This window comes from Lacibacter sp., assembly GCF_057361365.1.
The window spans coordinates 44,423-62,570 of the sequence record NZ_JBMQSG010000001.1; the positions used below are offsets into that span (position 1 = coordinate 44,423).

Here is an 18,148-nt window from a genome sequence, read left to right on the forward strand (position 1 = left end):
ATCAAATAAAGTGGTGAGAGTTGTCAGTAATAAATGGGAGACATTATTGCATTTTAACAGAAGGAATGTGCTCCCTTTAACTGCTGGTAGAAAATGAACGCATTTGAACATAACGTTCGTCGGAGGTTAAAAATCTGCAATCAACAAATGATCCTTTCAAAAAATTATAGCCTGTCATTAACTACCATTTCTCTGCCCACTAAAGAATTATTTGTTTCAAAAAATGGTACACAATTTTTGTGCTATTTTTTATTTGCCATCCATTCTGTCATTTTTTCCTCTGCCTTTTCAACTGCCATTTTGATAGCTACAGCGGCTAATTGCGACAAAGTGTTGGCTAACGATGAACCTTCTTCTTGCTGTTGCTTACTGAAGAATTGTGCAAATACCTGGCTTGCGACATTCTTTGGTTTCATTGTTTCTTTTACATCACGCCAATCGTAACGTATTGCTTTTTCAAGCTCTGTTTTTCGCTGCTCGAGTTTTTTTTGCAGGGCTTTTAATTGTTTTATAGATCTGATCTTATTCATCGTCGTCCGCATCTTCGTCAGTAAATAATTGCTGCAGTAACGAATTCATAATGGGCAATTGGAGCAAACGATCTCTCAATAGCCAAACTATAATTCCCATCAGTAAGTAGATAGCCGCTACAATTAAAAATCCTAACCACAACTCACCGGTGAGTCGTGAAAAAACAAATGCCAAAGCAGTACTGGCAAAGAACAGGAAGCTGAAAAAGAATATGCCCACAACAACAGACGCAATCACTGTTGCTGCAAGTTTCGAACTTTTTTCAGCTGTATTCAACTTCACCGCATCCATGCGGTTGTTGATATACTCTCTAACATGTTCGGCCAATTGTTCTGCTTTGGCAAATGTATCTTCCATGCCGGCTGTTTCGGGGTTATACAAATTCTTCAATTCCTTCTTTCACAGTTTCAGTTTTTCCTTTAATGTTAACCTTTAGGTTGCTCATTTTTTCTTTTACATTATCGCTGATTTTTTTTCCACTATCAGCAATTTTTTTGCGGGTGTTTTCTCCTTTGTCGGGTGCAAACAAAACGCCCAAAACGGCTCCGGCTACTAAGCCTGTGCCAGCAGCAACTGCGATCTTAGCTAATGTGTTCATGTGAAAAATTTATAGGTGAACAATAATTAATTGAACGTTTCTAAGATAGTATTTCCACAAAGCCATTCCAATGATGTGCATCATGGTAGAGTATGAGAGTAGGTTATTCTTTTTCGTAACGACCGGATTTTTCCAGGAGCAGAATTCGATAGATAACAGGTTTTACACTTGTATGTGTATGATGTAAACGATCGGGTTGCATTTCGGGCGGATGTGCTGTGGTGCTTACTTTTAATTTCAACATGCGATCCACAAATAATTTCATGGCTTCGTAACGTTCACGCTCACCAACTATTTCCTGGTAAATGCCCTGGGCAATTACACTTTTCCATTTCTTATTGGTTTCCACTTCATCCACTTCAAAACAAACAGAAGGGTTGTTCCGCATGATGCGAATTTTCAACCCTTCTACTGAATGTGCAATTACCGACCTGCCATCATAGATATAGTTAACCGGCACTACATAAACCTTACCATGGTAACTGCAGCCAATACGCCCAAGATTGCATTGGTAAAGCAGGTCTTCAATTTCGGATGTATTTAATGAACCAAGCATGGCAAACCATTAACGGCTATCAAAAATATTTGTATAGCACAATAATAACGATGATGTTTATCAGCACCTGTTTTGATGCTGCTCACATTTATCGGATAAAGCCGGGCAACTCTTCAAAAGCAACCGCTTCTTTTTCGCTGAGTAAGAGATCTTTTGCTGCGAGTATAAGTGATTTGTAAGCCGTGTATAATTCACGGTTGTAATTAATGATGGTTGATATTTCTGTTTCATTTAAATGATCAATTGTACCTTGTTTGTACAAATGACTTAACTCATCGGTATAACCCGTGATGACATCATGATAAAGCTTTACTAGTTTGCCCGCAGTTGTGGTAGCAGAATCTTTCTTATTAAGTAATTCACTGATGGTGTTGATGAAATGTTCTGTACGTTTCCGGCTTTCTTCATAATAAGCAAACTTCTTATCGTTCGATGAGTTTTTAAGTATCAACACATCATGCCAGGCATCTTTCAAACTCTTGGAAGCATACATGCCATTACGTACTGAGGAAATAAAGCGTTGAAACCTGGCAGCTTCTTCCGGTTGTGCAGGGTTGGCCTGCATCTTTACATAAAATGCAAGGATATCTCCGTGCAAATGTTTAATGAACTCGTATTTTTCTTCACGGTTTTTCTTTTCAAATTCGGTCCCGTTTTTTTGGTGAGTGTGCAGTTCAAAAATATGTTTCGTGTAAGTAATGATGAGTTGCAGAAAATGATCAGTTTCTTTTTGCATGGCTTGCAATGCCAGCTCTGTTTCTGCGGGTTTTATTTTATGGATGAACAAGGTTTCATCACTTTCCTTAGTAAACCGGCCAGCTAAGAATTTTCCAAAAGGGTTTAAAAAAGGATAGAAAATAATAATACTGATAATGTTCACCATCGTTTGAAACACCACCAGTGCCAGCACATGATTTTTAACACCCAATATTTCATTGATAAACCACGAGAGCGGACCCAGGAAAAACACCAGCAACAACGAGATAATAACATTCATCAGGAAGTTGCCCAATGCCACTTGCTTTTTTGCCGGGATACCTTTTGCTGATGCAAGTAATAATTTAATAGTGGTACCAACTTCGGCGCCTAATACAATGGCCATGGCGGGTTCAAGGCCAATCGCATTAGCATTCAATGCCGACAATACCAACGCAATGGTAGCCGAACTTGCCTGTATTAAAGCAGTGATGAGCATACCGATCAATAAAAACAAGAGCAAAGGATAATCATTGAATCGACTTAAATCTGTTTGCTGCACCATTGCTTCAACAGCTGTTTTCATAAAATTTAAGCCAACAAACAAAAAGCTGAAACCCAGAAAGAATTTACTCAGCTGAAACCATTTGCTGTTTTTGTTCAGCAGTACCATTGTAATACCTGCAATTCCGGTTACCGGCAATGCAAAATTTTCAATATTAAATTCGAAGCCCACTGTTGCAACGATCCAGCTGGTGAAAGTGGTGCCAATATTGCTGCCCAACATCATGGCCAGCCCGTTTTGCATTTGAATAATGCCACTACCTACAAATGCAAGCAACATCAAATTTACAATGCTGCTGCTTTGCAATAAAGCTGTAACAACTGCACCGGCACCAATGGCTTTTAATTTATGCTGTGTATGTTTTCGGAGAAATAATTTGAATGGTCGGCCAGCCAGTTGTTGCAATGCTTCTTCCAGCATATTCATCCCTAACAAAAAAATAGCAACGCCGGCAAGTATCTTCCATATATCAAATGAAATTCCCATAAAGTCAAGATACATATTTCATACAAAAAAGCCGGGCATAAAGCCCGGCCATCACAACTTGGTTCGGAAGTAATTCAGCTCATCACTGTATTGAGGTGCTCTAAAATTTCATGGGCAGGAACCACTCCGCTTTTCCGCCACAGTACGTGGCCATCTTTAAAGATGATAAGGGTAGGTACCGCCTGCACAGCATAGTGGTGAGTAAAACCCGGATTTTTATCAATATCCATTTTCAGAACCGTCACACGGTCGCCCACAGCATCTTTTACTTGCTGCAGCACCGGCGTCATTAACTTGCATGGTCCACACCATTCTGCAAAAAAATCAACAACCACCGGTTTACTTCCGTATATATGTGACTCGAAGTTGTTCATGACTAAAGCTACATTCTGTTAATACATTTTTCAATGAGAATAGTCAATATTGTATTTGACATTCATCATCCTTCTTACCTGTATCAATAAACAGACCATTTCATGTTATAATGATGAATAAAAAACAAGCAGGATGAAAAAAGATTAATAGTAATTTGCCATACATGGCGCCCCGAAAACAATTTCCAGTTTCTTCTACATATAGTACACACAACCACGTGGAGCTGGTTAGAGGTGGTCGGGATTTTTTTGCCATTCTTTTTAGGTTACTGGAAGAAGCAAAGCACAGCGTTCATTTACAGATTTACATTTTTGATGATGATGAAACGGGTAGCGAAGTGGCTACTGCTTTAATGAAAGCTGCAAAAAGAGGCGTGAAGGTTTATCTGTTGCTCGATGGTTATGCTTCGCAAAACTTACCCGATAAATTTATTACTGATTTGAAAGAAAGCGGCGTTCAGTTCCGCTGGTTCGAACCGGTTTTCAGAAGCCGGTATTTTTATTTTGGCAGACGAATGCATCACAAAATTGTTGTGGTTGATGCTTTGCATAGTTTAGTAGGAGGCGTAAATATTTCTAACCGCTATAACGATATGCCCGATTCAGCAGCATGGCTCGATTGGGCCTTATACAGCAAAGGCGAAGTGAGTGGCGAACTGTATAATTTATGTGCAGATGTGTGGAATAAATCGGGTTGGGGTAAAAAGAAAAATCAACGAATAAAAAGAGAAGCGGTTACAAATTATGATGGCGAAGAATGCCTAGTGCGTGTGCGTAGAAACGATTGGGTGAACCGCAAAAACCAGATCAGCCGGAGTTACCTGGAAATGTTCCGTAAAGCCAATTCACATATCTGCATTATGTCGAGTTATTTTTTACCGGGCCGTGCTTTCAGGCGAAATATGACATTGGCAGCACGACGAGGTATAAAGATAAAAGTAATTGCTGCAGGCATCAGCGATATATCTATGGTGAAACACGCTGAACGTTACCTGTATCGCTGGTTGCTGAAAAATGAAATTGAATTGTATGAATACCAGCCCAACGTATTACACGGTAAGTTGAGCACCTGCGACGGTAAGTTTGTAACCGTTGGTTCATACAACGTAAATAATATAAGCGCTTATGCTAGTATTGAGTTGAACATCGATATTCAAAACAAACAATTTGCTGAAAGCGTGGAGCAAACCCTTGACGGGATCATGAGAACTGATTGCATACGTATAACAGAAAAAGAGTTTGAGCGTCACAACACATTTATCAAGCGGCTGTGGCAACGCTTCTGTTACGAAATAATAAGACTTATCTTTTTTCTCTTCACCTTTTATTTCAAACAAAGAGATTAATCACCCCACATTCTTCGTAACAATATTTTTATTTCGGTTTTGTTCCAGCCGGTAAAGCGGCCCCGCTGCACCACCAGTTTGTTTTCGTTTGGATATTGGAGGAAATAGTGAAACACAAATTTTTCTTTTGGATTATGCCAGCCAAGTATTTGTCCGAACCGAAGATCGTTAAACACCAATGTATCGCCCCATTTTGCCAAGGTGTAAAACTGTTGCGAAAATCGCACAAGTTTTTGCATGTCCTCAAACTGATCAACAGGATTTAATAATGAATCATTGCGGGGAAAGAAATTAAAATCCATGCCGGGCTTTTTATCAAACACCGAGCGATAACCAATATAATAACCACTATCGTTGCCAGCCACCACATACCATAGCCAGTTATTTAGCGGAGTTGGTGTGGTGAAATATCGCTCATGAGGTATGTTTTGCGCAACCATTGCTCTTTTTACTTCACTATCGATACTTACTTTGTTCGACACACAATAGATGAGGTACACCATCGGTACAAATATGCCCAGCTTCCACCAGAATGGACGACGAGGATGAAAGCGATTAAGTATGATAAGTGCTGCAAATGCAATACCCGGCCAGATAGAAAATAAAAAATCGGCCACATACAAGGTGTTAAATGAAAACCGGTGGTCGTTAAAAGGTATCAGCCAACCGATGCCATAATTATTAAATGCATCAAGAAACAAATGCATTAATACTTCCACTAAAAAAAACAGGAACCACTTTTTGTACGAGATATCATGCGGCCGATGAACCCGTTCGGCAATCAATGCCATCACCGGTACAATGAGTATTGCGAACAAGAGCGAATGTGTAAAGCCACGATGTGCCAACAGATCATCTGCGGTACTCATCCAGAAAGAAGCAACAAAATCGATATCAGGAATACTTTGCGCCAAAGCGCCCCACAGCATTGCTTTTTTACCAAAGCCTTTTTCAAAAAATGCTTCACCAATACAAGCGCCCAGAGCAATGTGCGTAATTGAATCCATGCTGTTGTTTATGTGGTGAAAGTAAACTGAATGTTGGTAATTTCAAGTTATTTGAACTCTCTTCAGTACAAGTAACCTGCCATTTTTTTGGGCACGGCTTTGTTCATTTTACTTCTTCAATAATGTTCGGTAGAAAAATATGCAGAGATCACTTTTTCCTTGCTTTGCTTATCGCTATCTTAATACTTTCGGGCATTTCCCGGCAGCGGCAATTTTTTGCGTGCTCAATATGCCAGGCAATCCGCTCGTCAAGCGTTGGATTCTTAGGCATTGGATGTTTAATATGCCATTCTTTGTTGAGTTTCATACGCACAGGTTTAACATCCGTGAAAGTGGGATGTTGTTTTAATAAAAGCAGCAAGGCTTTGTTTTTATTGCGGCTGATTTTTAGCAGTACTCCTTAAACCAAACATCGCATAAATAGGACACCAGCTAACAAAACCGGTTACTGCAAATACAGCTGCAACTGATAGCGCAATAATACCCCATGGGCTTGGGAGAATATTTTGAAACCACAACAACGCAAGAATGCCGGCAAGGCAAAGCCTGATGATGCGATCTACATTACCCAAATTCTTTTTCATTTGTTTAGTTTGTTTGTTGAGAGATATAAATGATCACCTACAAGATGTAGAACAAACTGCAATTAAAGAATGATGTGTGAAGCCATAGGTGGTGATAGTTGTCAGAAAAAGAGAGGGGCCGATGGATATCGGCCCCGAAACAATCACCAACCAAATTGCTATCTATCTGTGTGCGATAAATACGGGTAACTTATGTTCTGCAATCACATCCTTCACCAAACTTCTTCTAATGAGTTGTGAAATAACAGAACGTCCAAATGCACCTGACACGATCAAAGCACTTTCACGGTTATTCATCCAGGTGCTGAAATGTTTTTCAGGACTCATATCGAGCTTCATCAATGTGAGATCGCTGAAATGTCTTGATACGAGTTCTTCAATATTTACCTGTTGCGGAAACTCATTCTTTCCATCATCATGAACATACACCAGCAGTGTAGGTTGTTTGGTTAATTCAGGAAACAGGTATGCAAACTGTTTAATGGCGTATACAGATGATTCTGTGCCATCGTAACAAAGAATGTTTGTCTTAGGAAAATTATACTGCTCGGGCACAACCACTACAGGACATTCTGAACGATGCAATACATCCTGGAGATACTCATTCAGCTTTCCACCGAGATTTTCATAAAACACTTCACTGCCTATCACCAATACATCCGCAAATCTTGTTTCTGCTTTCAGTTCGGGCAATGCAAAATCATACAGGTCTTCGTGCACACGGTATTCCATGCTGTGTTTACGACAAAGCGTTTCAAACTTTGTCATATTTTCTTTCATCACATCCGTGTTACGCTCTTCAACTAAAGGAACGAACATTGGGCCGCTCATGCCATCGGCATAGCTCCATAAGTTGGCGGCTTGTGCCTGTGGCAAAAAGGCGCCGGTTACTAAAACGGGTTCTAACTCATTCAGTTGACGGGCAAATTCAAATGCACCATTAGAAAAATGAGTTCCGTCGAATGCCAGCAGAATCTTTTTCATGATGAATGATTTTGAAGGTTAAAGATCAAGGATTGGCGAGGAGTAAAGAATGACTCGCAGTAGCCAACGGGCTGATTTGAGTCATATGCTTTTTTTGTTTAATGAGTTGACGGTTATTCTATCACTAAGTTGCCTCAAACTACCTGCCAGTTCTTACGGTTGCATAAGTGCGGGTAAAATTTTGCCTGGCTGTGTACAAAGCGTTGTTAAGCACCAATTTTTCCCTTTCATTTTTGCAGGGGCTTTTATGAGTAGCATCAAAGCCTTTCGTGATAGCTGTCATTGGATGTTGATGTCAATTGAAATAGCTTGAGTATCTAAATCAAACGATATGAATGTCAACATCGCTCCTGAAATCCGGGAAGTAATGGAAGCACTTCGTTACAGACCTTCCGTTTCAATCATACTCCCGTTTGAACCGAAAATGAATTTAAAAGCGGAAATAATGTATTCGCTTAAAATGGCAGTGAAGAAAGTAGAAGAGGAGCTACAGGCGCAATATCCGGCTGAAATTGCAACGCTTGTAATGACAAAGCTTAAAACAATTGTAAGAAATCTGAATTTTAATACCTACAAAAAGAGCATCGCCTTATTTGTATCTCCCGTGTTTGAAAAAATATTATATCTCGATGTGCCTGTTGAAGAAAAAATAATTATTGATGAGTCGTTTGAGATCAGGGATTTGGTGTACAGTAAAAAACAGTTGCACAAATACCTTGTACTGTTGCTGAGCGGAAAGGAAAGCAGGATGTACCTGGGTAACAGTGGTGAACTTGTGCGTATTATTTCCGACAGACCCGAGCAGATAGAAGCTTACGTAAACGAAGTACCTGAACGGGTGGCTAATTTTTCAGATATATCGGATCGAAAGCAGGTGATGATAAAAAAATTTCTATACCATATTGATCACTCGCTTGATATTGTTTTGAATGCTTACCATCTTCCTTTGTTTGTAATTGCAACTGACAGGATGCTTGGGCATTTCAAACAAATTACACGACATGAGAAAGCCATTGTGGAGATCATACATGGTAATTACGAAGATTGTTCTATTGTGCAATTGAAAGAATTGTTACAGCCTTATATTAATGATTGGAAAAAAGTGAAAGAAAAAAATCTGCTCAACCAGATTGATGAAGCGGCAGGAAGAAAAAAACTGGCAGTGGGCATTAAAAGTGTTTGGCACGATGCCATGCAGAAAAAAGGACAACTGCTGGTGGTGGAAAAAAATTATATGTATGCAGCGCAGCAAGGAGCTTCCGTTGATGAGATCGATAAATTGGAGGAACCTTACAACAGGTTTTCTTATATAAAAGATGCAGTGGATGATGTAATTGAAAAAGTATTGGAAAACGGAGGCGATGTGGAATTTGTGGACGAAGCTGTGCTGGAACAATTCGAAAAAATAGTGTTGATCAATTACTATTAATTACGGGAGCTCAATAAAAAGGTAGCAGGATTAAAGCTGTGCTTTTCATCCTGCTACCTTTTGTTTTACGAAGTGATGGGTGTGCAGTAGTTGCCCAAACAGCATGAATAGTACCAACTGTTTCTCCTTTAACGATAAGTGCTGTAGTTAATAAACAACAATGCGTAGAGCGCCTGTCTGTACCGGAATAGCTTCTTTTGGAATATAAATCTGCAACAGGCCATCCTTGTAAAAGGCGGATGCCAGTTCGGGGTTAACATTGTCGGGAATATAAATTCGTCGCTCAAAGCATTCGTAATTGAATTCGTGCAGGTGAAAATTTCCGCTGATATGACCCGAATTCTTTTTTACAAATAAGGCTATGGATAAAATACGATCCTTCACTTCAATTAAAAAGTTTTCCTGCTTTACGCCGGGTATAGCCACTTCAACTGTAAAGCTTTCTGCTCTGTCGCAAACATTTACCAACGGTTGTAACGCAATGCCTTCTTTATGCAGCTTCAGTTCTGTAGCTAACTCTTCAAGTTCGGGCAGAGGCGTGTACTCCCCAGGGTATATGTAGTGCATGTTGCGGGTTGATGAATAATGTTCCATATATGTATCGATTTTATTGTAACCATTACAGGTACATAATTTTCAAAAGACGGATCATTATTCAGGCTCAGAGCAGTTTATCCCGGAAGTACAATGGGAGATTTTGCCCTGAAGTTTATTTCATATTGTGCCAGTTGTGTTAAGCGGTCGTCGATTTGTTTTTCATGAACTTCTGCTTTATGGAAAAAGCCTGCCGCATTGTCCATGCCTAATGTATTGGCAAACGCTGCGGCTGTTCCATAAGCGCTGATCTTGTAATGATTGATCATTTGCACGCTTGCTAACAGGCATGCATCGGTTACTTCAGCATCGGCGCAAACAACAAGTTTTTCGTTTGTGTCAAGTATATATGCATTCATGATGCGGTTAGTAAGCGGTAGTGAAGTGAGCTGCTCAGCATTTACAAAATCTTCAAGCTGTTGCAGGTGCTCAGTAATGTCATCTTTATATTTCTGCAACACTGTTTTTAATTTAACCGAATTTGCTTTGCTGATCCATTGTGGTAATGCGTTATTTAATTGCATTTCGGCGCTTGAGAATTTACTTGCTTCATGATCGAGCAGGTGATGCAGCGTTGTGATGATAGTAAGTTCTTCTTTCATATGACAAGTTTTTATCGTCTCCCAATTTAGTATACTACAGTACAGTTTCCTATGATCACTATCATACAGTTTATGATAAAACTCATTGCTTTTGTTGTGTGGAATTAAGTGTTTTGGAACGATGATTGTGGTTCACCTCGTGCAATAAAATGATAAGCTGATTATGAAACTGTTTTTAAATCTGCTCCTTGCGTTTGTGGCACTTACATCCATTGTATCCGGAGCTTTGCTCGTTGCTTCTCCCGACGGTTCGTTGTTTCACATGTCAACCGTTATACTAAAATCAACACCATTTAGTAGTTTTCTTATCCCCGGACTTATACTCTGCATCCTCGTCGGTGGTTCTAATCTTGTAGCACTTGTGTTTAATTTACGATCACATCCGTTGCGTTTCAATGCGACCATTGCAGGGGGTATTGTGCTTATTGGATGGACAGTTGTTCAAATGTTTCTCATTGGAGTTTCGCACTGGCTGCAATTTGTGTATCTCGGTATTGGGTTAATGATTTTGTTGCTGACCTGGCAACTAAAAGGCAAGTGGGCGGTTTAGGTGGCAAATTTTTTTTGTATTCAAGATATTCATTTCATTTTCTGCTTCTCTTGCCTTCTGAAATAACCTCTAAACAGGAAGTTATGTTTTAATGCCTCCATATTCTGTTTAAAGCCATCTGTTCCTTTTTCAATATTCTGTAAACTGTTATTCAGTTTTTTCACCAGTAAAGAATCTTTCAACAAGGTATGAACGCTGCCTTTGCCATTGTTTACATCGTCTTGCACCGACAAGGTAAATTTATGTAAGTCGGCCGCCAGTGAATCGGCATGGCTACCCACCATTCTTATTTTTTCAATGGCTTCGTTCAATTGAAAAGCAATAGCAGTATCCGTTACAATTTTTCCAAGCGAGCCTTTGCCCTGCTTAACATCAGCAATGATGGTTTGCAGATCCTTCACCATTCCATCAGCTTTTACAGTTGCAGAGCGAATGTTGTTGACGGAAGCAAGAATGTTCTGCGGCAAAGTCTTATTGTCGAGAATAGCCCACAGCGCCGCACTGTTGTTGATTCGATGCACTGTATTTTTCAAACCTTCAGATATAACAGCAACGTTTTGGTTAGTGCGGTTTAATAATTCCAGCATTTCCTCGGTGTTGATCAGTTTTTTTGTACGCAATACATCGCCGTTTACAGCAAAAGCGGAACCGTCTTTTGAAGGCGTTATCTGTAATAACTTATTCCCCATCAAACCATCAGTTGAAATACTTACCACATCATTCATGCGAATAAATTTTTTCATGGATTCTTCAATGAGCATGGTTACTTCAATAGACGAATCATTGATGATGGCTACTTTTTTTACTGTACCTACCTGTATACCTGCGTAACGAATATTATTACCTGGTGTTAATCCTTGCACATGTTCAAATCTTGCTTTCAACACATAGTTCTTGCTGAAAAGATTGCTGTCTCTCCCAATCAAATATAAACCAATGATGACGAGAAGTAAACCAGCTATAATAAATAGTCCCAGCTTAATATTGTTTATTGTTTGCTTTGCCATTGTTCAAAAAATTGTTTAACCAAAGGATCATCATTTTTTTCCAGCTCAGTGTAAGTGCCTTGTGTATAACAGCGGCCATCAATGAGCATCACAATACGGTCGGCTGTCATGCGAATACAATTCATGTCGTGTGAAATAATGATGGACGATGTATTGTATTTTTCACCCATTTTCAACATCAGTTCGCCGATTTCTTTGCCGGTAATGGGATCAAGCCCGGTTGTCGGTTCATCGTACAGCATTATTTCGGGATCGAGAATTAAGGTGCGTGCCAAAGCGATACGTTTGCGCATGCCACCAGAAAGTTCTGCAGGCATCATATCAACCGTGTGGGCAAGACCAACATTGGTCAACACATCCATCACTTTGTCATTTGTTTCTGTGGTTGTTAGTTTGATCCAATGTCGTCGTAATGGAAATTCAAGGTTTTCACGAACGGTCATTGAATCATACAATGCATTGCTTTGAAAAAGAAAACCCACTTTTGAACGCAGTACATCCAATTGTTTGCTGTTGAGCGAAAGCACATTTTCATGTAGCACGTCGATATCTCCTGCATCTTGTGTAAGCAAACCAATCAGGCATTTGATGAGTACCGATTTTCCCGAACCCGATTTGCCTAGCACCACAACATTTTCGCCTTTATATACTTCAAGATTAAAATCTTTCAAAACATGATTGCTGCCAAATGATTTGTACAAGTGTTGCACAACTATTACCCGCTCTGCCAACGCAGTTGCGGTGAATGGTTGTATCGTTTGTTCCTGTAACATGCATATCAGTTTAAACCAAACAGGTCGGTAATTTGAACAGCCAACAGATCGATAATGAATACAGCCACTGAGCTTACAACTACAGCAGAATTAGCCGCACGTCCAACACCTTCTGTTCCTTTTTGTGCATAGTATCCTTTGTAACAACCGATCATACCAATGGCAAATCCAAAAAAGAATGATTTACCAATGGCAGGCATCACATCACTAAAAGCCAAACCATCGAACACCATCTTAAAAAACAGCTGGAAACTGGTAACACCTCTTATATTAACACCGATATACGAGCCGTATAATGAAACGGCATCTCCTGCAATAACTAATAGTGGTAACATAAAGGTTGATGCCAGTACTCTCGTTACCACCAGGTATTTGTAAGGATTTGTACCGCTTACTTCCATGGCATCGATCTGCTCCGTTACTTTCATACTCCCCAACTCAGCTCCAATGCTGCTGCCTATCTTGCCGGCAAAAATGAGTGCGGTAATAACAGGGCCAATTTCTCTAACAATGGCGATGCCCACCATTTCCGGTAATTCTGTGGCTACGCCATAGTCAAGGAGGGCGGGGCGTAGTTGCATGGTAAGCACAAGCCCCATGATGAAACCGGTAAGACCAACAAGAGGAAACGATTTATAACCGATCGTGTAACATTGACGAATAAATTCACTGAACTCGAAACGGGCATGCATGCTTTGCCCAATAAACCGAAAGGAGAAACGACCAAGTAAACCGGTCTCGATGAGCATCTTTTTAATGTGGGCAAACATAACAGATGAAAATCAATACCAAATATTGATAATAATCAGTCGGTGCCATATGAAGACTGTCATGTTCGTATGTGACGAACATCAGATGAAGAAATGTTATAAGCTTAATCTTCTTTATGCAGCTGTATCAAATAATCGAACAGGTTTGTTTCTGTACCAATGCCTAATTTTTTACGTAACCTGTAACGACTGATCTCAACACCACGCACAGATATATTCATCAGTTGTGCAATTTCCTTCGTGCTTAAATTCATGCGCAGATAAGCACAAAGTTTTATTTCATTATTGGTGATGGAAGGATGTGTTTCTTTTAAGCTTACAATAAAGTCGCTGTGAACTTTATCAAAATGCTTGGTGAAGTTTTCCCACTCTTTATCCATGTTGTCATCTTCCCCAACCGACTTCATCATTTTCTTAAGTTCACCCACTGCCTGCGGGTTATCCGATACTCTCATTACATGAGCCAGTTCGGTTTTTATTTTAGTTAGCAGCTCACCTTTCTTTACAAGATGCATGGCCGAAGATGCCAGCTCAGAATTTTTGAAGTTTATTTCGGCTTCCAGTTTTTCATTCCGCAACGTTACAAGTTCACTTTCCGTTTTGCTTCGTTCAAGATCGTAGATGTATTGCAGTCGCTTTTGTTCTTCATCATGTATAGCCTGTTGCTCTTTAAATTTCTTTTGCTGCCACTTAAATAAAGCAAACACTGCTGCAGTAAGCAACAGAGCATAAAACAGGTAGGCCCAAATTGTTTGATACCATGGCGGCAACATTTCAAATGAATACACAGCCGCTTCCGATTCATTGCCGAGATTGTTGCGCACTTTCACTTCAAACTTATAATTTCCTGCAGGCAGGTTGGTGTATTCTTTTTCTGTGCGTTTGCTCCATTCGCTCCAGTTATTATCGAATCCTGTTAACCGATAACTATATTCAAGATTTGATTGCAGGCCAAATAAAGGCGACGCAAAATCGAACCTGATTGTTTTCCAACTGTTGCCGACGCTGCGCACATCTGCTTTGTCCTGCAATTGTTTTTCATTCACTGCTTTAAAGTAACCGCCAAACAAAAGACTATCTGTTTGGTTGATGATGCGTACAGCACGTATCTGCACATTCAGGTTAGTAGCAGTTTGTTTGTATTTTTCATAGTTGATATGATAGAACCCCTTTTCACCCCCAAGAAATATATTCTGTTCATTTACTGCATATAAAAATTCAAACCCGCTTAGCATTTTTGTATTTAACTCAGGCAGGTAAATCACCGCAGGTTCCTTTCCTGAAAAATCCATTACACCCAATGTCTTCTCATGAATAAACCAAATGTTTCCAGTAGCATCTTCTTTTAAATAACGCACACTCTGGTTGCCAATGATCTTTTGATAAAAAGCAGAAGGCTGAAACTTTTTTGTTTTTTGATCGAACACATAAACACCTTTTTCAGTGGCCACCAATACTTCATTCTTTACTTTATAAACATGGTTGTTTAAAATGGAAGGCAACCCGTGCTGTTGCGTATAAGTTGTTACGGAATATTTTCCCTCGGGCGACTGCACTACTTCATAAACGCCGTGATAGGGATGCGATATCCATATATGATCGTTCTCATCAATGGTTACAAATCTTGATGATTCAACAAAGCCGGGTACTGCTCCGGCTGATGTAAATTGACCGTTATCATAATTGAAGAATTGTAAATTCTTATATGTCCCTGATACGATCTTTTGTGCGGGGAACGTGGATGAAAGCGGGACGAAATTCCAAAAACCTGCATCGTATGAAAAGGGAACAGCCGTATTATCCTTAATGATAAACGCACCTTCATGATGGCCCAGTAACAGTTGGTTATTGATTTGCGCCATGCCCCAGGTTTGCCCCTTTGTATTATTTACGGGTTGAAAGTTGCCCTTACTAAAACTAAGATCGTTCACCTGCTGCAAACCCACGCTATACAAACCATTTGATGTGCCGGTATAAAGCCGGTTATTGTATACCATGGCCGTATAACCTGAACCATCCTGGCCAAATGGCGTAATATGTTTAATGGAACTGTTGTACGCAATGAAATCAATGCCATTATCAAGACCCAGCCACAGGTTACGTTGATTGTCGAGAAAAATACTCAGCACATTGTTATTCTGTAATCCTTCTGCCTTCGAAAAACTTTGAATAATGTTTCCCTCCAGATCGATAATGTAAACGCCGCTGTTATTTGTAGCTAAAGCCAGCCACTCCTTATTAATAGCTATAGACGAATAAATACGTTCATTCTGAAACAAACTGTTATTGGCCGAAGAAAGCTTCGAAACTGTATTGCCGGCCAGTTCAAAAATGCCATTCTTAACTGTGGTAATGAGCATGCTGTCTTTACCGGCAGGCAAAATGCCGGTAACAGCATCATTCGGGAGAGTAATGCCAGCTGTTTGTATCGTGGTCATTACGTTATTCTCAAACTGAAGCAAGCCGTTTACAAAATCGTGGGCCATGAGCCTTCCATTACAAATGCCCATGTACGACCATTCTGAAACTGCCCGGTAAGTGGCAACGGCCTCGTTGCTGAACTTGAAAATTTTTGTTGAAGTACGGAAGAATACATCCTTTTTATACGTAACGATATCCCATACATCACCAAAGGACTGGTCTTTTGCCGGAATAAATTTGTTGAGGGGATGATAGACCAGTTTCCCGTTTTCAGCCGGGGCAAAATAACCAAGTTCATCCTGGCCGCCCACATATATATTATTGTCAGTACCCACTTCAACAGAACGCACATTGGTGCGGTTGGGCAAGGGGTAAAGTGTCCAGTAACGGCCATCGAAGCTCAACAGACCTTCATTGTTGGCGATGTAGATGATACCGTTCTTATCCTGCTTAATATCCCAGTTCTGAAGGCCGGCGGCGTACGATTGTTTCGAATAATTGATTACATCAGGCAGGCCAATTGTGTTTTGGCCCAGGCCAAAAATGGGTAATAACAGGAAGAACAAAATTTTCTTCATGAGCAGGCATCGTAATTGAAAAGTGAATGTAGGGAATTTCTGATGATGTAGTAATGATGTAGTAGAAAACGATTGAAAATCAGTTTATTGAATTTTTTGATGTAGTAATGATGGGGCATTTTATTTCCATGCTGTAGAGGTTGGTAATAATTTTAGGTTGTTGATTTTCCCTTCGATTATTTAAAAACTAAAACGATTGCTTTATGAAATGTAAGTACACAATTCTGTGTCTTGTAATTTTCCTCGGCATTTTTCTGCAGCAGTCTTTCGCACAGAGTTTATCTGTTTCCGGAAGCGTAAAAAACAAAGCAACTGGTGAGCCCTTGGTTGGCGCAACCGTGCAGGTTGAAGGTACTTCTGCTTCTACCTTAACCGATGCTGCAGGCCGCTTCACAATTTCAGCAGCCCGTGGATCAGTATTGCTGGTTACTTATACCGGGCTGGCCGATTTCCGTTACACCGTTACAGGCTCGGGTGCAGCCGATATTCAATTAGAAGAGAGTACCACTGCTAACCTCAGCGAGGTAATTGTAGTAGGCTACGGTACACAAAAGGTCACAAAAGTTTCAGGTGCTATTTCCACTATTAAGGCAGCTGATATTGAAAAGCTGAAACCTGTGCGTACAGAAGAAGCGTTGCAGGGCCGGGCATCAGGTGTAAACGTAATTCAAAGCGGATCACCAGGCTCAAAGCCTACCGTGCTCATCCGTGGTATTCCTTCTTTTTCGGGAACTGACCCGGTGGTGATCATTGATGGTGTGCCTCAAACATTAACTGATTTTAATTCCATCAACCCATCTGATATAGAATCCATCAACGTATTAAAAGATGCGGCTACCACTGCTATTTATGGTGTAAAGGGTGGTAACGGTGTTATTGTGGTAACTACGAAGAGCGGTCGCAAAAATCAAAAAACAGAAATCACGCTCAGCAGCAACTATGGTGTACAACAGGTGATGAACACAATTGGTGTTTTAAATGCAACTGAATATGCCGCCATGCTTAATGAAGGTAGCGTTACCGCAGGTGGTAATCCCATCTTCCCAAATCTTTCAACAGTAGGTGTAGGTACCAACTGGCAAAAGGAAGTATTCAAAAATGCAACCTTCCAAACGCATACCATTTCTGCACGTGGTGGAAGCGATAAAATGTCGTACTTCCTGTCTGCAGGTTATCTGAATCAAGGTGGTATTGTGGGAGGAAATGATAAATCGAGATTTAACCGTGGCAACTTTACAGCCAACCTCTCATTTAATCTTACATCAAAACTTAAATTCATTTTAAATACCACCGCTACATTGCTTGATGGAAGAGGCATACAGGAAAACTCTTTCAACAGCGTGTTGGGTAGCGCTCTGAATTTTGATCCTACTGTTTCGGTATTAAACACTGTACCTAATACAATTGGTAAATATGGATATAGCAATTTACTGTTATCAGAGATTTTTAATCCGCTTACAAAACTGGATAATACGTTTAATAAGAATGTAGGCAACAAGCTGTATGGTAAGTTTGAAATGCAATACACTGTTATTAAAGATCTTGTTCTTACAAGCCGTTTCGGGTATACAAAGTATGATGGCAATTCAAAGAGCTTTACACCATTGGTGTTTTATGGTCCGTTGAATGTTGAGAACAGTATGAATGCCGATGGCTCACAGGTAACAGGACGTTTTAACAGCGTATCACACGAGAAG

20 protein-coding genes are annotated in these 18,148 nt (G+C 40.1%); 4 read left to right on the forward strand and 16 right to left on the reverse strand.

Annotated features, from left to right (window positions below; all coding sequences use genetic code 11):
- Positions 1–242: 242 nt before the first annotated feature.
- From ACO1QW_RS00235 to trxA, 6 genes are all read right to left on the reverse strand, one after another.
- On the reverse strand, positions 243–530 hold the full coding sequence (locus tag ACO1QW_RS00235) for a hypothetical protein (protein ID WP_486254589.1): 288 nt from the start codon (positions 528–530) through the stop codon (positions 243–245).
- Complete coding sequence (locus tag ACO1QW_RS00240; protein ID WP_486254591.1) at positions 523–888, reverse strand: phage holin family protein; 366 nt, start codon at positions 886–888, stop codon at positions 523–525. The genes ACO1QW_RS00235 and ACO1QW_RS00240 overlap by 8 nt, the downstream gene beginning before the upstream one ends.
- A gap of 16 nt (positions 889–904) precedes the next feature.
- On the reverse strand, positions 905–1,129 hold the full coding sequence (locus tag ACO1QW_RS00245) for a YtxH domain-containing protein (RefSeq protein WP_486254593.1): 225 nt from the start codon (positions 1,127–1,129) through the stop codon (positions 905–907).
- Positions 1,130–1,232: 103 nt separating this feature from the next.
- Positions 1,233–1,685 carry a pyridoxamine 5'-phosphate oxidase family protein gene (locus tag ACO1QW_RS00250; protein ID WP_486254595.1) on the reverse strand — a complete coding sequence of 151 codons (453 nt, stop codon included), beginning with the start codon at positions 1,683–1,685 and terminating at the stop codon, positions 1,233–1,235.
- 88 nt (positions 1,686–1,773) lie between these two features.
- Entirely contained in the window at positions 1,774–3,432 is a 1,659-nt protein-coding gene (locus tag ACO1QW_RS00255; protein WP_486254597.1) for a Na/Pi cotransporter family protein, read from the reverse strand.
- 74 nt (positions 3,433–3,506) lie between these two features.
- The gene (gene trxA / locus ACO1QW_RS00260) at positions 3,507–3,806 is read right to left on the reverse strand and encodes a thioredoxin (RefSeq protein ID WP_486254599.1); all 300 of its coding nucleotides are present in this window, start codon (positions 3,804–3,806) and stop codon (positions 3,507–3,509) included.
- 164 nt (positions 3,807–3,970) lie between these two features.
- Here trxA and ACO1QW_RS00265 point away from each other — a divergent pair, with 164 nt between their 5' ends.
- Positions 3,971–5,152, forward strand: coding sequence for a phospholipase D-like domain-containing protein (locus tag ACO1QW_RS00265; protein ID WP_486254601.1), 1,182 nt, complete (start codon positions 3,971–3,973; stop codon positions 5,150–5,152).
- Here the strand turns inward: ACO1QW_RS00265 and ACO1QW_RS00270 are convergent.
- The 4 genes from ACO1QW_RS00270 to ACO1QW_RS00285 form a co-directional block, all read right to left on the reverse strand.
- Entirely contained in the window at positions 5,149–6,159 is a 1,011-nt protein-coding gene (locus ACO1QW_RS00270; protein WP_486254603.1) for a metal-dependent hydrolase, read from the reverse strand. The two genes, ACO1QW_RS00265 and ACO1QW_RS00270, sit on opposite strands and share 4 nt — an antisense overlap.
- A 148-nt stretch (positions 6,160–6,307) precedes the next feature.
- The gene (locus ACO1QW_RS00275; RefSeq protein ID WP_486254605.1) at positions 6,308–6,466 is read right to left on the reverse strand and encodes a hypothetical protein; all 159 of its coding nucleotides are present in this window, start codon (positions 6,464–6,466) and stop codon (positions 6,308–6,310) included.
- 64 nt (positions 6,467–6,530) lie between these two features.
- Positions 6,531–6,743: a YgaP family membrane protein gene (locus tag ACO1QW_RS00280; protein WP_486254606.1), complete on the reverse strand. Its 213-nt coding sequence runs from the start codon at positions 6,741–6,743 to the stop codon at positions 6,531–6,533.
- A gap of 162 nt (positions 6,744–6,905) precedes the next feature.
- Complete coding sequence (locus tag ACO1QW_RS00285; protein WP_486254607.1) at positions 6,906–7,727, reverse strand: universal stress protein; 822 nt, start codon at positions 7,725–7,727, stop codon at positions 6,906–6,908.
- A gap of 331 nt (positions 7,728–8,058) precedes the next feature.
- Between ACO1QW_RS00285 and ACO1QW_RS00290 the strand changes: the two genes are divergently transcribed.
- Complete coding sequence (locus ACO1QW_RS00290) at positions 8,059–9,156, forward strand: baeRF3 domain-containing protein (protein ID WP_486254609.1); 1,098 nt, start codon at positions 8,059–8,061, stop codon at positions 9,154–9,156.
- A 147-nt stretch (positions 9,157–9,303) separates the two neighbouring features.
- Here ACO1QW_RS00290 and ACO1QW_RS00295 read toward each other — a convergent pair whose 3' ends face one another.
- The gene (locus ACO1QW_RS00295) at positions 9,304–9,723 is read right to left on the reverse strand and encodes an Hsp20/alpha crystallin family protein (protein WP_486254611.1); all 420 of its coding nucleotides are present in this window, start codon (positions 9,721–9,723) and stop codon (positions 9,304–9,306) included.
- Between the two features lie 104 nt (positions 9,724–9,827).
- On the reverse strand, positions 9,828–10,352 hold the full coding sequence (locus tag ACO1QW_RS00300) for a YciE/YciF ferroxidase family protein (protein ID WP_486254613.1): 525 nt from the start codon (positions 10,350–10,352) through the stop codon (positions 9,828–9,830).
- 163 nt (positions 10,353–10,515) lie between these two features.
- On the opposite strand from ACO1QW_RS00300, the gene ACO1QW_RS00305 reads away from it, so the two are divergent.
- The gene (locus tag ACO1QW_RS00305) at positions 10,516–10,902 is read left to right on the forward strand and encodes a hypothetical protein (RefSeq protein ID WP_486254615.1); all 387 of its coding nucleotides are present in this window, start codon (positions 10,516–10,518) and stop codon (positions 10,900–10,902) included.
- Positions 10,903–10,931: 29 nt separating this feature from the next.
- On the opposite strand, the gene ACO1QW_RS00310 is transcribed toward ACO1QW_RS00305, so the two are convergent.
- The 4 genes from ACO1QW_RS00310 to ACO1QW_RS00325 all read right to left on the reverse strand — a co-directional run bounded on the left by ACO1QW_RS00310 (position 10,932) and on the right by ACO1QW_RS00325 (position 16,451).
- Positions 10,932–11,909 carry an MlaD family protein gene (locus ACO1QW_RS00310; RefSeq protein WP_486254617.1) on the reverse strand — a complete coding sequence of 326 codons (978 nt, stop codon included), beginning with the start codon at positions 11,907–11,909 and terminating at the stop codon, positions 10,932–10,934.
- Complete coding sequence (locus ACO1QW_RS00315; RefSeq protein WP_486254619.1) at positions 11,891–12,682, reverse strand: ABC transporter ATP-binding protein; 792 nt, start codon at positions 12,680–12,682, stop codon at positions 11,891–11,893. Before ACO1QW_RS00315 ends, ACO1QW_RS00310 begins: the two co-directional genes overlap by 19 nt.
- Positions 12,683–12,687: 5 nt before the next feature.
- Entirely contained in the window at positions 12,688–13,431 is a 744-nt protein-coding gene (locus ACO1QW_RS00320) for an MlaE family ABC transporter permease (protein WP_486254621.1), read from the reverse strand.
- 125 nt (positions 13,432–13,556) lie between these two features.
- The gene (locus ACO1QW_RS00325; RefSeq protein WP_486254623.1) at positions 13,557–16,451 is read right to left on the reverse strand and encodes a ligand-binding sensor domain-containing protein; all 2,895 of its coding nucleotides are present in this window, start codon (positions 16,449–16,451) and stop codon (positions 13,557–13,559) included.
- Positions 16,452–16,654: 203 nt separating this feature from the next.
- Between ACO1QW_RS00325 and ACO1QW_RS00330 the strand changes: the two genes are divergently transcribed.
- A partial coding sequence (locus ACO1QW_RS00330; RefSeq protein WP_486254625.1) for a TonB-dependent receptor plug domain-containing protein occupies positions 16,655–18,148 on the forward strand: 1,494 nt, incomplete at its 3' end.

Coding starts and splice junctions, on each gene's coding strand:
- ACO1QW_RS00305 (WP_486254615.1), top strand. CDS start 10,516: ATGAAACTGTTTTTAAATCTGCTCCTTGCGTTTGTGGCACTTACATCC.
- trxA (WP_486254599.1), bottom strand. CDS start 3,806: ATGAACAACTTCGAGTCACATATATACGGAAGTAAACCGGTGGTTGTT.
- ACO1QW_RS00295 (WP_486254611.1), bottom strand. CDS start 9,723: ATGCACTACATATACCCTGGGGAGTACACGCCTCTGCCCGAACTTGAA.
- ACO1QW_RS00240 (WP_486254591.1), bottom strand. CDS start 888: ATGGAAGATACATTTGCCAAAGCAGAACAATTGGCCGAACATGTTAGA.
- ACO1QW_RS00270 (WP_486254603.1), bottom strand. CDS start 6,159: ATGGATTCAATTACGCACATTGCTCTGGGCGCTTGTATTGGTGAAGCA.
- ACO1QW_RS00300 (WP_486254613.1), bottom strand. CDS start 10,352: ATGAAAGAAGAACTTACTATCATCACAACGCTGCATCACCTGCTCGAT.
- ACO1QW_RS00275 (WP_486254605.1), bottom strand. CDS start 6,466: ATGAAACTCAACAAAGAATGGCATATTAAACATCCAATGCCTAAGAAT.
- ACO1QW_RS00320 (WP_486254621.1), bottom strand. CDS start 13,431: ATGCTCATCGAGACCGGTTTACTTGGTCGTTTCTCCTTTCGGTTTATT.
- ACO1QW_RS00290 (WP_486254609.1), top strand. CDS start 8,059: ATGAATGTCAACATCGCTCCTGAAATCCGGGAAGTAATGGAAGCACTT.
- ACO1QW_RS00285 (WP_486254607.1), bottom strand. CDS start 7,727: ATGAAAAAGATTCTGCTGGCATTCGACGGAACTCATTTTTCTAATGGT.
- ACO1QW_RS00245 (WP_486254593.1), bottom strand. CDS start 1,129: ATGAACACATTAGCTAAGATCGCAGTTGCTGCTGGCACAGGCTTAGTA.
- ACO1QW_RS00325 (WP_486254623.1), bottom strand. CDS start 16,451: ATGAAGAAAATTTTGTTCTTCCTGTTATTACCCATTTTTGGCCTGGGC.
- ACO1QW_RS00280 (WP_486254606.1), bottom strand. CDS start 6,743: ATGAAAAAGAATTTGGGTAATGTAGATCGCATCATCAGGCTTTGCCTT.
- ACO1QW_RS00255 (WP_486254597.1), bottom strand. CDS start 3,432: ATGGGAATTTCATTTGATATATGGAAGATACTTGCCGGCGTTGCTATT.
- ACO1QW_RS00315 (WP_486254619.1), bottom strand. CDS start 12,682: ATGTTACAGGAACAAACGATACAACCATTCACCGCAACTGCGTTGGCA.
- ACO1QW_RS00250 (WP_486254595.1), bottom strand. CDS start 1,685: ATGCTTGGTTCATTAAATACATCCGAAATTGAAGACCTGCTTTACCAA.
- ACO1QW_RS00310 (WP_486254617.1), bottom strand. CDS start 11,909: ATGGCAAAGCAAACAATAAACAATATTAAGCTGGGACTATTTATTATA.
- ACO1QW_RS00265 (WP_486254601.1), top strand. CDS start 3,971: ATGGCGCCCCGAAAACAATTTCCAGTTTCTTCTACATATAGTACACAC.
- ACO1QW_RS00235 (WP_486254589.1), bottom strand. CDS start 530: ATGAATAAGATCAGATCTATAAAACAATTAAAAGCCCTGCAAAAAAAA.